The sequence below is a fragment of the Lawsonibacter sp. genome, assembly GCF_022777125.1.
GTDB classification, from domain to species: domain Bacteria; phylum Bacillota; class Clostridia; order Oscillospirales; family Oscillospiraceae; genus Lawsonibacter_A; species Lawsonibacter_A hominis.
In genome coordinates, this window is sequence record NZ_JALFGV010000100.1 from 1 (window position 1) to 13,844 (window position 13,844).

Sequence of the window (13,844 nt, forward strand, 5' to 3'; positions counted from 1 at the left end):
TTCTGCAGAACCTGACGCTTGGACAGGAGGGGGACCTGCTGCGCCGGGCCGGGGCGGGCTATGCCGCCGGAGCGGTGACCCTGTCCACGCTTCACGGCGCCAAGGGGCTGGAGTGGCCGGTGGTCTTTTTATGCGGCGTGAGCCGGGGTCTCATCCCGCTGGAACGGGAGGGGGCGCAGACCGATGCGGCGGAGGAGCGGCGGCTTCTGTACGTGGGCATGACCCGTGCGCGGGACGAATTGGTGATGCTCCATGCCGGTGAACCGTCGCCGTTTTTAAAGGCCGTTCCGGAGGGAGGACTGGAGCGGGGGGAGGCCCTGCCGCCCCGGCCGAGATCCCAGGGCGTACAGATGCGTCTGTTTTAAAGGGCCGCGTTGGAGTGCGGGAGGATCCATAGCCTGGAACGCCCGGCCCCAGAGCAACCGCACGCACAAAACGGCGGCGCAGGATCCTGCGCCGCCGTTTTGCTGTGTGCTATCGAACGATCCTCTGGTCATAGACGTCGTTATAATGCTTTGTCTGCGCCGCAGCCGCGCCGATCACCCGCAGCACGGGGAGGCTTGCCAGGCCCTGCACGATATGGTACTGGGTGGGCATGTCCCTCCACTCCGGCGTATGCCATTCCAGACCGCCGGAGCACAGTGTGCGCTCCGGCGGAGGAAGGGCGGGAAGGCCGGGAGGGGGAGAAAAGACCTTCGGCGTCAGAGTCACATAGGCTGCGTCAGCCTGTGAAAAGCCGTCTCCGGTGCGGGGGATGTACTTATAGTGGAGCAGTCCCTCGTTTTCCGGGTCGGAGAGCAGCGCTTCCAGCAAAGGCGCATCCTCCGGAGGGCGATTCCGGTCAAAGCGCAGCTCCAGGAAACGAAAGCCCCAGGAGGACAGCGCGGCGGAGGCGACGCCCTGAAAGGCATGCAGATCCTCGATCTCGGCGTAAAGCTTGGAATACCCCAGCTGCTCCCGTCCGCACAGGATGGGGTCGGCATGGCTCTCCCAAATGGCCAGCTGATACTGTCCCCGTACGGTCTCCCGGGTCCCGGTATAAGTCACGGGCACGTTGCAGGTGACCACATTATATCCGCGCCCGGCCAGCCAGGGCAGATTGCGGTGCATTTTATGGGTGAAGAAGAGGTACGGGCGGCGCAGGGAAAAGCCTTCAGGCAAAAAACGCTCCACCGCGGCGCCCTCGGTCTGGCAGACCAGGGTGTGCAGCGCGCTCTCCTGGGGACCGTAAGAACAAAAGCGTTTCCCCTCCGGGTCCTGACGGGGCGTGCAGCAGGGACCGAAATGTACGGGCATCTGGTACATGCGCCCTTCTTCGAACCGGAACATCAAACAGACCTCCTTTCCACCGCTACAGCTCCATCTCCAGCAGCGCGGAACTGAGGGACTTCCCGTGCTTGTCCATGGCCAGGCTGCGCAGCACGCCGCCGCCCAGGGCCTGCTCCATGACGAAGTTCAGGGCGCAGATGCCGTCCGCCTCGTATCGGGTGACCTTGCCCAGGCAGATCTCGGAAAAGTATTCCTTGACCCGCTGCGCGGTGACCTGCTCCTTGAGCATGGGATAGTCCGCCTCGTTCCAGGGGATCAGGGAGATGTTGGAGATGTCTCCCTTGTCGCCGGTGCGGGAGTGGCAGATTTCTTTCAGTTTCATGTCAGAGCACCTCGCATTCGACCTGGGCGCGGACTGCATCCCGTGGGATAAAGAAGGAAAAGACCGAGATGATCTCGGAGATACGCATGGTGGCGCCGCCGCCGCCGGTGGGACCGTTGGTATAGATGGAGTCGCCCTCGTTGGAGACCATGACGGCGTTCTCCCGGTCATCGGTGCGCACCGCCACATGCAGGCGGATCTCGGCGGCGGGGCTGGGACTGAGGCAGGCGGCCAGCTTATCCCGGTACAGGGAGTTGTAGCCGATGTAATCCACCCGAGTCTCGGTGTAGGCCACGCCCAGGCGGTCCAGCCGCTTGAGGAACATATCACCGGCCAGCCTGGCCCGCTCCAGAGCGTTGCAGCCGCCGTAGCTGATCTCGCAGTCGGTGATGAAGGAGTCCCGGTAACAGACGTTGACCTTCAGCTGCCCGGGCAGTCCGTGGCTGGTGGCGCCCCAGGCGGACACGCGGTCTTTGCCCTCCTGGGTGAAGCGCACATGGGAGAAATCCGCGATGGCGTCCGGAGTCAGATAGGCGGCCGGATTATGGATTTCGTAGAGCATCTGCTCTTTGCAGGTATCCACGCTGACCAGGCCGCCGGTGCCCGCCACCTTGGTCAGCGTAAAGCGCCCGGTCTCGTCGAACTCCACCAGCGGGAAGCCCAGGTTGTCCAGGTCGGGGACCTCTTTATAGCCCGGGTCGGCGTAGTAGCCGCCGGTGACCTGCCCGCCGCACTCCAGCAGATGTCCGGCCAGGACGCACTGGCCGATCGGACCGGCGTCGTCGATGGTCCAGCCGTACTCATAGCGCAGGGGGGCCAGGGTCAGGGTGGGGTCGGCCACCCGGCCGGTGATGACCACGTCCGCGCCGTCCTTCAAGGCCTGGATGATCCCCTCGGCTCCCATGTAGGCGTTGGCGGAGACCAGCCTCTCCGTCCACTGGCCCACCGTGCCGTCAAACTCCAGAATGGGCGCGTCGGAATACTGCTCCAGCTGGCTGAATACGTCGTCGCCGGTAACGGCGGCGAACTTCAGGCCGGTGATGCCCTGGGCGCGGGCGATCTCCATCGCCTTGGCCACCGCGGCCCGGGGATTTACGGCGCCCATATTGGTGATGATCTTGACGCCGTGCTGCTTTGCCGGCTTGAGTACTTGGGAGAGCCGGTATTCCAGCAGGCGGCTGTAGCCCTTGGAAGGGTCGTGCAGCATTTCCTGCCGGGCCAGGCCGATGGTGCGCTCGGCCAGACACTCGAAGATGATGTAGTCCAGTTCCCCGTGCTCGATCAGGGTGAGCGCGGGATCGACCCGGTCGCCGGCGAAGCCTGCGCCGCTGCCGATACGAATTTTTTTCATGGTATCAGAGTCCTTTCCTCCGGGGTAGCGTTTTATAGGATCAGGCCGAAGACAGTCAGCAGAATGAGCAGGACGATGGACAGGGGCCAGACGAATTTGATGGTATAGCGTTGGTGCTCGCCCAGATCCAGATCGCACATGCCGGTCATCAGCAGGGTGGCGGGGGTCAGCGGAGTGATGGCCCAGCCCAGAGTCAGCTGCCCCACCAGCGCGGCATAGCAGATCCCCGCGCCGGACAGGCCCATGGCGGTGGCGCTCTGGGTGAGCACGGGCAGGATGCCGTAATAGAACGTATCCGCGTCAAAGACCAGGGACAAGGGCGTGGCGAAGACGCCCACCAGGATAGGGACAAACTTGGTCATGGAGGCGGGGATCAGGCTGACCAGGGTATTGGCCATGGCGGCGGCCATGCCGGACTCGGTGAGCACGCCCATCAGCACGCCGGCGCCGTACAGGGCGCTGACCACGAAGACCACGTTGGCGCCGTGGAGGCGGATGATCTTCTGCTGGTCGGCCAGCTTGCGGTAATTGAGCAGCCAGGCCAGGGCGGTGCCGGTCAGGAAGGCGGCGCCGGGCGTGAGGATGCCGGAGATCATCAGACCGACGACCAGTACGATGAGGATCAGGTTGATCACGGTCAGCTTGGGCCGCAGCAGGGAGCGCTCTTCCTCACTCAGCTCTTCCGCATGATGCTCGGTGGAGACGCCGGCGTAATCAAAGCCCTCCGCCTTGAGCCGTTTGGTCTCGGACAGGCCCAGCAGCACCACGGGGATCAGGCCGACGGCGATGGTGATGAGGATCGGCACCAGCATGGGCTGAAAGAACTCGGTCAGATCGGCCTCCATAACGGTGGCCGCCCGGAGCGTGGGGCCGCCCCAGGGAGAGATGTTCATCAGGCCCGCGGCCATGGCCAGGATGGCGGCCAGATTGCGCAGGCGCATATGCATTTTTTGATAGATGGGGATCATTGCGCCGCAGACCAGCAGTACGGTGGTGGTGGCGGAACCGTCGAGATGCCCCACGATGGAGAGCACGTAGGTGCCGATGCACACATACAGCGGGTTGCCCCGGCAGCATTTGATGATAAACTTTACGATGGGGTCGAAGGCGCCCGCCGTCATCATGGTGCCGAAGAAGAGGATGGCGAACACGAACATGACGCCGTTGACGGCCACCTTGCTGATCCCGGCGGCCAGATAGGCCGGGATGCTGGTAAATTGCCCGACCAAGATGGCGCCGATCAGAGGAATGACCGACAGGGCCACCATGGTGGAGAGCTTTTTGGTCATGATGGATACGATGATGCCGATGACGACCAGGAATCCGACGATGCTTAACCAGAGTTCCATAACAGTTCCTCCCTAACACGATTTTACACGCTTTCGCACAGGTTGCAAGGCGGGGATTTGCTTGTTTTCACTCCTTTCCGGGGAAGATTCCCGCCATTGTCGTAAAGCAAACGCCGTGCCAAAGGGAAGAAGCGGGAAAAAGCCTTGCGTTCCCGGCCCTTTTGTGTTACCCTGTTTGGGAAGTAAAATGTCTCAATTTTGAAACTATGGATCAAATCTGAGACGAAAGTGTCTCTAAAATGAGACTTGGAGGGAGCGCGATGGGACTCCAGACGCTGATCGAGAAATACCCGGAGCAGTTTGCACGCTACGCGGAAAAGGTATTGGACAGCTATTTCGGCAATATCTTCGTCACCTGGCGCAACGAGCGCATCCTTTACGTCAACGCCCGCATGGCGGCCTCGGTGCGCATGACCAAGGAGGAACTCACCGGCATGACCCTGGAGCAGCTGCGGGAAAAGAAGCTGTGGCTGCGCTCGGTTTCCCGGGAGATGTACGATGGGAAAAAGTCCCCCTTTAACGCCTATAACGTCAGCAAGTACGGGGACGAGCTGTTTACCCATATCGAGCCGATCTGCGATGAAAAGGGCGAAGTCATCATGAGCGCCCAATTTTCCATTCCCAAGCGGATGCTTGCGGAATTCTCCGATTATATTACCCAGGAAAAATCCAGCTTCCGGAACTATAAGGATATCGCCGATTATCTGGAGGCCCGCAAGGAGGCATCCGAGGTCATCATCAGCAACAGCCCCGCGGCCCGGCTGGCCTTTGACGACGCCCGCTACCTCAGCAGCATGGATTCCACCGTGCTGCTCTGTGGAGAGACGGGCACCGGCAAGGATGTGCTGGCCAATTATATTTATCACAACAGCAAGCGCGCCTCGCAGCCCTTTGTCCCGGTCAACTGCTCGGCCATCCCGGCGGAGCTGGTGGAGTCGGAATTTTTCGGCTATGAGCGGGGGGCCTTTACCGGGGCCCGCAGCTCCGGCAAGCCGGGGCTCTTTGAGATGGCAGACCACGGCACCCTCTTTCTGGACGAGGTGGGGGAGCTGCCCCCGGCCATGCAGGCCAAGCTGCTGCGGGTGCTGGAGACCGGAGAGGTGATGCGGGTGGGCGGTACCCGCATCGTCAAGACGGACGTGCGCCTGATCGCGGCCACCAACCGGGATCTGCGGCGTATGGCGGCGGAGGGACGCTTCCGGGAGGATCTGTATTACCGCCTCAACGTCATGCCGCTGTTCCTGCCGCCCCTGCGGGAGCGGCGGGAAGATATCCTGCCGCTGGCCGAGCTGTTTTTGGCCAAAAACAACCGGAAATACGGGCTCAGCCGCGCCCTGACCCAGGAGATGCGCCGGGGCCTGCTTGCCTACGGCTGGCCGGGCAATATCCGGGAGCTGCGCAATGTGATCGAGCGCTATGCGATCTCCGGCCGGATGGATATCCAGAGCCCCGCCGCGGCGGCGCCCGCTGTGCCGGCAGGGGCCGGGCGGGAGCCGGAAATGGCGGAAGAGACGCCGCTCCACGAGGCCTGCGCCCGGTTCGAGCAGGCTTATATCCAAAAGGCGCTGGACGCATGCGGGGGATCGGTGTCCAAAGCCGCCCGGCGTTTGGGCATCCACCGCTCTCTGCTTTATAAAAAGTTGAAGAAATCAGAGCCTGTGGTACAATAGTGCAGAGCGAAGGCCCAGCCTGGATCGGGAAGGCGCTTTGGAGGGCTTGAAGCGCGGCGGCGCTTGGTGCGGAGACGGCGCGCCTGCCGGGGGACGTTGCCCGGGATGCGAGCGGCCGGGCAAAACTGTAAACCGTTGGAACGAACGTTTTGGAGAAGGAAGAGGGGGAGAAGCGATGCTCAAGCTTTTGCTGGGCCGGGCGGGAAGCGGGAAGACCGAAACGCTGCTGCGCACCATGGCGGAGCGGGGGCCGGAGCGGCCGCAGCTGCTGATCGTCCCGGAGCAGCACTCCCATGACATGGAACGCCGCCTGTGCGAGGTGGGAGGCAGCCGGGTCAGCCAATACGCAGAGGTGCTCTCCTTCACCCGGCTGGCCAATCGGGTCTTTTCCGTCTGCGGCGGGCTGGCGGAGCCGGCCCTGGATCCCGGCGGGCGGCTGCTGCTCATGTGCGCCGCGCTCAAGGGGGTGGCCGACCGCCTGAAGGTCTATGGGCGCCCCTCCCGCAGGCCGGAATTCCTTTCGGGACTGATCGCCACGGTGGATGAGCTGAAGACCTGCGCCGTTACTCCCGAGCACTTGTGGACGGCGGGTGAGGAGGCCGGAGGAGCTGAGGGTGACAAGCTTTTAGACTTGTCGTTGATCTACGGAGCCTATGAGGCGCTGACGGCCCGGCAGGGGGCCGACCCACGGGACCGCCTGACCCGTTTGGCCGCGGTGCTGGAGCGGTGCGCCTGGGCCGGAGGGCGGGAGCTTTATGTGGACGGCTTTACCGACTTTACGCCCCAGGAGCGGCAGGTGCTCCGCCCGTTGCTGCGCCAGGCGGGTTGCGTGACCGTGGCTCTTACCTGCGACCATCTGGAGGAGGACGAGGGCGGCGCGGGGGTCTTTTCGCCCGCCCGGCGGACCGCGGGACAGCTGCTCCGCCTGGCAAAAGAGGTGGGGGTCCCCTGGCAGAGCCAGGTGCTGCCGGTTCGGCTGGATGGGAAAGTAAAACCACTTGTCTACCTCGAGGAGCAGCTGTTTGCAAGCCGTCCGGCCCCCTACGCCGGGGCGGCGGAAGAAGCCGTCGTCCGTTTTACCGCGAACACCCCTTATTCCGAGGTGGAGTGGACGGCGGCGGAGATCCTCCGCCTGGTGCGGGAGGAGGGCTACCGTTTTCGGGATCTGTCCGTGTGCGCCCGCAGCATGGAGGGCTTTGACGCGCTGGTGGAGACGGTGTTTGCCCGGTATGGGGTGCCGGTTTTTCTCAGCCGCATGAGCGATATCCTCCAAAAGCCGGTGATGGCCCTGCTGACCGCCGCCCTGGATACGGCGGCGGGCGGCTACCGGTACGACGACGTCTTCCGGTATCTGAAGACCGGCCTGACCGAAGTGGCGCCGGAGGACGTGGACCTGCTGGAGAACTATGTGCTCAAGTGGAACCTGGAGGGGAGCGCCTGGACAGGGCCGCGGGACTGGACGAACCACCCCAAGGGCTACGGCCTGCCCTTTTCCGAGGGGGACCGGGCCCTGCTGGAGCGGCTGAACGCCCTGCGGCGGCAGATCGCGGCCCCCCTGGAGGAGCTGCGGCGAAACCGGAGCAAGACGGGAAGGGGGCAAGCGATTGCCCTTTACCGTTTTTTGGAGACGATCGGCCTGCCCGCGCGGCTGGAGGAGCGCACCGGGGCGCTGCGGGACAGGGGAGAGGCCGCGCTGGCGGAGGAATACGGCCAGCTCTGGGACATCCTGTGCACCGCGCTGGAGCAGTGCGCACAGATCCTGGGGGAGACCCCCATGGAACTGGACGAGTTCGCCCGGCTGTTTTCCCTGGTGCTCTCCCAGTATGACGTGGGGAGCATCCCCGTGTCGCTGGACCGGGTCAATGCCGGAGAAATGCCCCGCTTGGCTCATAAGCACTGTAAAGTACTTTTCCTGTTGGGCGCGGATGACGGCGCGATCCCGCAGGCCGCGCCCTCGCCGGGCCTGCTCAACGACGACGACCGCACGCTGCTGGCCTCTTACGGCCTGGAGCTGGCGCCCCGGCTGGCGGAAAAGCTCGACCGGGAGATGACCATCGTCTATGAGACCTGCGCCCTGCCGTCCCAACGCCTCTATGTAAGCTGGTCCGCTGCCGGCGCGGAGGGGGAGGAGCACCGGCCGGCTTTTCTGTTCCATCAGCTGGGAACGCTGTTTCCCCAAGGACGGCAGGTGCGGGAGCAGGCCCTGGACGGCTCCTTCCGCCTTTCCGCCCCCCGCCCGGCCCTGGAGCTGGCCGGGCGCAGTCCGGCCGCACGGCGGGCGCTGGAGGCGCTGCCGGACTGCCGGAGCCTGGTCGCGCGGATGGAGCGCGCCGCCCGTCTGGAGCGGGGAAGCCTGACCCGGCCGGTGGTGGAGCGGCTCTATGGAAAGCGTGTGCCCATGTCAGCCTCCCGGATGGACAAATACAAGTCCTGCCACTTCTCCTACTTCATGCAGTACGGCCTCAAGGCGGAGCCGCGCCGCGCCGCGGGATTCCAGGCGCCGGAGTACGGCACCTTCGTCCACTTTGTGCTGGAGCATGTGCTGCGTCAGGCAAAGGAGCTCGGCGGCGTCAGGCAGCTGGAGCCGGGACAGCTGCGCGCCCTGACCCGGCAGGCCGTGGAGCGCTACGTGGACGAGGAGCTGGGGGGATTGGAGAAGGAGACGCCCCGGTTTCAGTATCTGTTCCGCCGGCTGCTCTCCTCGGTCTGCGCCGTGGTGGAGAACGTGGCGGAGGAGCTCTCCGCCTCGGAATTCCAGCCCATCTCCTTTGAACTGGGCTTCGGGCGGGGCGGCGAGCTGCCGCCGGTAGAGCTCACCGTGGACGGCGTGACCGTCAGCATTTCCGGCTTTGTGGACCGGGTGGACGGCTGGGTCCACGACGGGCGGCTCTATCTGAGGGTGGTGGACTACAAGACCGGCCGGAAATCCTTTGACCTGACCGATATCTGGAACGGTATGGGGCTTCAGATGCTGCTTTACCTCTTTACACTGGAGGAGGCGGGGAAGGCGCTTTACGGAGCGGAGATCGTGCCCGCCGGAGTGCTCTATCTGCCCGCTCGGGACGCGGTGGTGGCGGGCAGCCGCTCCATGACCGAGGCGGAGCGGCGCAAAAAGGCGGACGCCGAGCTGCGCCGCCGGGGCCTGGTGCTGGACGAGCCGGAGGTGCTGGCAGCCATGGAGCGGACGGACGGGGAGGGTATGCGCTTTTTGCCCGTGCGTCTCAACCGTGCGGGGGCCGTCACCGGGGAGGCGCTGGTCTCCGCCGAGCGGCTGGGAAAGCTGGCGAAGCATACCGGAAGGATCCTGCGGGAGATCGGCACGGAGCTGGCGGCGGGCAACATCGCCGCCGACCCCTTCTGGCGGGGGCCGGAGCACAACGCCTGCCAGTGGTGCGCGTACGCGGCCGCCTGTCACTTCGAGGAGGGAAAGGGCGGCGACCGGAAGCGCTGGCTGCCCGCGGTTAAGGGCGAGGCGTTTTGGGAAGCGGTTGCGCAAGAGCAAGGATGAGCTGCGCGCCCATACGCAGGCCGTGGAGGAAGGATTCCTCCGGCTCGATGGACGACAGCTTGGCGTTCTCTTCCCAGAAGCCGTCAAAAAACGCCCTTGAAGTCAGGTCCGGGATGGTTTGGAGAGAGGGATCGACAACGGCAAGCTGCTTCTTGTATTCGGGAGACGGATTGGATGGAAGAAACGGCTCTAATTCCAGTAAATCAAACATAAAAACACTCCCTTGATGTGGAATTTAACGCTACAATTGGTAGAGTGAGATGAACGCACCTTGTCAAGAGAGGAAGGATAAAATGGCGTCGTTTGAAGAGCGGCTTTCGGCTGTGCGGGAAGAAAGACAGGCTTTTCAGCAGACCATTGGAGCAATGCTTGGGGTAACGCGCTGGTCTGCCCATAATTATGAGGCGGGAAAAAACCGGCCTGATTCTGATGGATTGATCGCATTGACCGACTACTTTAACGTGTCCCTGGATTATCTGGTGGGACGGTCCGAGGTCCGGGAGATCGCGCGGTAACGGCCGTTGCGGCGCATGGACCGGAAGCAATCGAAAAAGAGGTGATCCCTATGGCCTTTTCCCTGACAAAGGAACAGCAGGCGGTGGTGGACGACCGGGGCGGAGCCCTGCTGGTGTCCGCCGCCGCCGGGTCGGGCAAGACCCGCGTGCTGGTGGAGCGGCTTCTGGCCCGTGTGACGGGAGAGGGACTGGACATCGACCGCTTTCTGATCATCACTTACACCAAAGCCGCCGCCGCCGAGCTGCGCTCGCGCATTGTGGAGGAGCTCTCCGCCCGGCTGGCAGAGGCTCCCGCCGACCGCCGCCTGCGCCGCCAGTCCACGCTGGTCTACAAGGCGAATATCTCCACCGTCCACGCCTTCTGCGCCCAGTTTCTGCGGGAGTGCGGCCATTCCATCGACCTGGACCCGGATTTCAAGCTCTGCGACGAGGGGGAGGCGGGGGTGCTGATGCTGCGTGCCCTCAACGACGTGCTGGAGCAGCGCTACGAGGGCCTGGCCGAGGGCAGCGATTTTGCCCGGCTGGTGGATACCATGTCCGCCGGGCGGGATGACAGCCGCCTCGTGCAGATCGTGCTGGACATCCGGGGCCGGGTCCAGGCCCATCCGGACCCGGCGGCCTGGCTGGACGCACAGGAGCGCGCCTTTGCCCTGGAGGGGGTGGAGGAGGCGGGCGAGACCCCCTGGGGGAGACTGCTGCTCGCCGACGCCCGCCGTCAGGCGGACTACTGGGCGGGGCGCGTGGCCCGTGCGCTGGAGCTGTGCGCGCTGGACGGGGGGCTGGACGGCAACTACGGCCCCACGCTCTCCGCCACGCTGGAGGGGCTGCGGGCGTTTGCGGCGGGCGCGCAGCGGGGCTGGGACGCGGCCCGCGCCGCGCTGCCCATCCCGTTCCCCGCGGCGGGGCGAAAAAAGATGGGCGGCTGCCCGGAGACGCTGGTCCGGCAGGTCAAGGACATCCGGAGCAAGTGCAAAAAGCGCATGGAAAAGCTGGCGGACTGGTTCGGGGACGAGAGCGCCGGACTGCTCTGCGATCTGCGGGCGGTCTACCCGGCCGTGCGGGGCCTGTTTGCGCTGGTAAAGGACTTTGAGGCCCGCTATACCGCCGAAAAGGCCCGGCGGGGCGTGCTGGACTTTTCGGACCTGGAGCATCTGGCGGTGCGTCTGCTGGTGGGGGAGGACGGCGGCCCCACCGCCCTGGCCCGGCAGTGGGCCGGACGGTTCGACGAGATCATGGTGGACGAGTATCAGGACACCAACCAGGTCCAGAACGCCATTTTTCAAGCCCTGTCCCGGCAGGGGCGCAATCTGTTTCTGGTCGGGGACGTGAAGCAGTCCATCTACCGCTTCCGTCTGGCCGATCCCACCATCTTTTTGGGCAAATACCGCTCCTTCAAGCCCTATACCGAGGCCGCGGAGGGGGAGGAGCGGCGGATCATTTTGTCCAAAAACTTCCGCTCCCGCCCCCAGGTGCTGGAGGGGGCCAACTACCTCTTCCGGGCCCTCCTGTCGGAGGAGTTCGGCGAGATGGACTATACCGACGAGGACGCCCTGTACCCCGGCGCGGACTATCCGGAGGCGGAGGAGGAGGGCGGCGCTCTCTACGCGCTGGAGCTGGATGCGCTGGACTGCGCGGCGGAGGAAGACGATGAGGAGGAGGGGCCCGGCAAAGCCCCGCGGGATCTGCTGGAGGCCCGCTTTGTGGCCGGGCGGATCTGCCGGCTGCTGGAGGAGGGCTTTCCGGTTTCCGACGGAGCGGGGGGCCTGCGTCCCGTCCGGGCCTCGGACATCGTGGTGCTGCTGCGCTCGCCCGGGACCGTGCTCCACCACTACGCCCGCGCCCTGGGGGAGCGGGACGTCCCCTGGGAGGCGGAGGGCGGCGGGGACTTCTTTTCTGCCACCGAGGTGTCGGTGGCGCTGTCGCTGCTGCAGATCGTGGACAATCCCCGGCAGGATGTGCCGCTCATCTCGGTGCTACGCTCCCCGGTGTATGCCTTTTCCGCCGACCGGCTGGCCCAGATCCGTTCCGCCGCGCCGGAGGGGGATTTTTACGCCGCGCTGCAGGCCGACGGCGGCGCGGACTGCGCGGCCGTTTTGGCTGAGCTGGCCGAGCTGCGCTTCGGCGCCGCAGATCGAAGCTGCCACCAGCTGCTCTGGCATCTCTACGACCGGACCAATCTGCTGGGCGTCTTCGGCGCGATGGACGAGGGGGAGACCCGGCAGTCCAACCTGCTCGCGCTGGCCGAACTGGCCCGCCGCTTTGAGGGCGCGGGCCACAAGGGCCTGTTCGGCTTTTTGTCCTATCTGACCCGCCTGCGGGAGAACGGGGCCAAGCTGGCGCTGCCCGCCCTTGGCCGGACGGGGGGCGGCGTGCGCCTGATGAGCATCCACAAGTCCAAGGGGCTGGAATTTCCGGTGGTCTTCCTGTGCGGGCTCATGCGCAGGCTCAACCGGGAGGACATGAGCCGCCCCATTCTCTTCCACCCCCGGCTGGGGGTGGGGCCCAAGCGGCTGGACCTGGAGCGGGGCGTGGAGTACCCCACGCTGGCGCGCAGCGCCGTGGCCCGGCAGCTGGAGTATGAAATGATGGCCGAGGAGCTGCGGCTTTTGTATGTGGCCATGACCCGGGCCAAGGAGAAGCTGATCCTCTCCTGCGCCCTGTCCCAGGGCGGGCGGGAGCTGGAGCGGCTGGCCGGCGACGCGGGCTGCCCGGTGGAGCCCCAGGTGCTGCTGGGCTGCCAGAGCGTCGGCCAGTGGGTGCTGCTGGCCGCCCTGGCCCGGCCGGATGGAGCGCCCCTCCGGCGGGCCGCGGAGCGGGAGGTGGAAACGCCGGACGTACCGTTCGGACCGGCGTGGGACGTGCGCGTCGTGGACGCAGGAGAATTCCGCACCGCCCCGGCGACAGCGCCCCGGCAGCCGGAACGGAACGCAGAGGAGGAGACGGACGCGGAAGCGCTGGCGGCGCGGCTGCGCTGGCGCTACCCCCACGCGGGGGACGTCTCCATCCCCTCCAAGCTCACCGCCACCCAGCTCAAGGGCCGGGCTCTGGACGAGGAGGCCGCCGAACAGGCGCCACACCCCCCCCGCCCGCGGCCCCTGCAGCGCCCCCGGTTCGCCGCCGAGGAATTTGGGCTTACTCCGGCCCAGAAGGGAACGGCCCTGCATCTGGTGATGCAGTACATCGACTTTGCCCGAACCGATACCGCGGCGGCGGTGGAGGCGGAGATCCGCCGCCTGGTGGAGGGGGCCTATCTGACGCCCCAGCAGGGACAGGCCGTCCGGCCGGAGAAGATCACCGCCTTTTTTGCCTCTCCGCTGGGCCGGGCGGTACGGGGGAGCGCCGCCCTGCACCGGGAGTTCAAATTTTCGCTCCTGGCCGACGCCGGGGACTATTACCCGGATGCGGGCGCCGGGGAGCGGGTGCTTCTCCAGGGCGTGGTGGACTGTTATTTTGAAACGGAGCAGGGCATTACGGTCGTGGATTTCAAGACGGACCGCGTGACGGAGCAAACCGCGGCGGCCCGGGCGGAGGAATACCGGGGACAGCTGGCCGCCTACAGCCGGGCCCTTGCCGAGATCACCGGCCGCCCCGTGACGCGGCGGGTTTTGTGGTTCTTCGCCCTGGACCGGGCGGTGGACCTGTGAGACGGCCGAAAAAAGACGAAAATGTCAATAGTAAATGCGAAAAAAATATAAAAAAATATATTTGACTAAAACCCAAGGGCGGCGACGCACTCTTGAAACAGGATTTCGGACGTTCTCCACCCCAAGATTTCACGGGGATAATTGTTCACCCACTCT

Annotated in this window: 10 protein-coding genes; 5 read left to right on the forward strand and 5 right to left on the reverse strand. The window is 65.1% G+C overall.

What is annotated here, in order from left to right; genetic code table 11:
- Window positions 1-365 (forward strand): 3'-5' exonuclease (locus MR825_RS08685; protein ID WP_287880205.1); only part of this gene is annotated, 365 nt, incomplete at its 5' end.
- 109 nt (window positions 366-474) lie between these two features.
- Here MR825_RS08685 and MR825_RS08690 read toward each other — a convergent pair.
- From MR825_RS08690 to MR825_RS08705, 4 genes are read right to left on the reverse strand one after another with little or no spacing between them, the layout of a single operon-like run.
- Entirely contained in the window at window positions 475-1,329 is an 855-nt protein-coding gene (locus MR825_RS08690; protein WP_186907212.1) for an acetoacetate decarboxylase family protein, read from the reverse strand.
- Between the two features lie 22 nt (window positions 1,330-1,351).
- On the reverse strand, window positions 1,352-1,651 hold the full coding sequence (locus MR825_RS08695; RefSeq protein ID WP_186907213.1) for an AtuA-related protein: 300 nt from the start codon (window positions 1,649-1,651) through the stop codon (window positions 1,352-1,354).
- 1 nt (window position 1,652) lies between these two features.
- Window positions 1,653-3,002, reverse strand: coding sequence for an acyclic terpene utilization AtuA family protein (locus MR825_RS08700; RefSeq protein WP_186907214.1), 1,350 nt, complete (start codon window positions 3,000-3,002; stop codon window positions 1,653-1,655).
- A 32-nt stretch (window positions 3,003-3,034) separates the two neighbouring features.
- The gene (locus tag MR825_RS08705) at window positions 3,035-4,351 is read right to left on the reverse strand and encodes a CitMHS family transporter (RefSeq protein ID WP_186907215.1); all 1,317 of its coding nucleotides are present in this window, start codon (window positions 4,349-4,351) and stop codon (window positions 3,035-3,037) included.
- A 260-nt stretch (window positions 4,352-4,611) separates the two neighbouring features.
- On the opposite strand from MR825_RS08705, the gene MR825_RS08710 reads away from it, so the two are divergent.
- Both MR825_RS08710 and MR825_RS08715 read left to right on the forward strand, forming a co-directional pair.
- A complete protein-coding gene (locus MR825_RS08710; protein WP_186907216.1) occupies window positions 4,612-6,021 on the forward strand; it encodes a sigma-54 interaction domain-containing protein in 1,410 nt (469 codons plus the stop codon).
- Window positions 6,022-6,196: 175 nt separating this feature from the next.
- Entirely contained in the window at window positions 6,197-9,529 is a 3,333-nt protein-coding gene (locus MR825_RS08715) for a PD-(D/E)XK nuclease family protein (protein WP_287880214.1), read from the forward strand.
- Here the strand turns inward: MR825_RS08715 and MR825_RS08720 are convergent.
- Window positions 9,483-9,740 carry a hypothetical protein gene (locus MR825_RS08720; protein ID WP_186907218.1) on the reverse strand — a complete coding sequence of 86 codons (258 nt, stop codon included), beginning with the start codon at window positions 9,738-9,740 and terminating at the stop codon, window positions 9,483-9,485. The genes MR825_RS08715 and MR825_RS08720 overlap by 47 nt on opposite strands.
- 82 nt (window positions 9,741-9,822) lie before the next feature.
- On the opposite strand from MR825_RS08720, the gene MR825_RS08725 reads away from it, so the two are divergent.
- Both MR825_RS08725 and addA read left to right on the forward strand, forming a co-directional pair.
- Entirely contained in the window at window positions 9,823-10,044 is a 222-nt protein-coding gene (locus MR825_RS08725; protein ID WP_186907219.1) for a helix-turn-helix domain-containing protein, read from the forward strand.
- 50 nt (window positions 10,045-10,094) lie between these two features.
- Window positions 10,095-13,688 carry a helicase-exonuclease AddAB subunit AddA gene (gene addA / locus MR825_RS08730; RefSeq protein WP_287880216.1) on the forward strand — a complete coding sequence of 1,198 codons (3,594 nt, stop codon included), beginning with the start codon at window positions 10,095-10,097 and terminating at the stop codon, window positions 13,686-13,688.
- The last annotated feature ends 156 nt before the right edge of the window (window positions 13,689-13,844 follow it).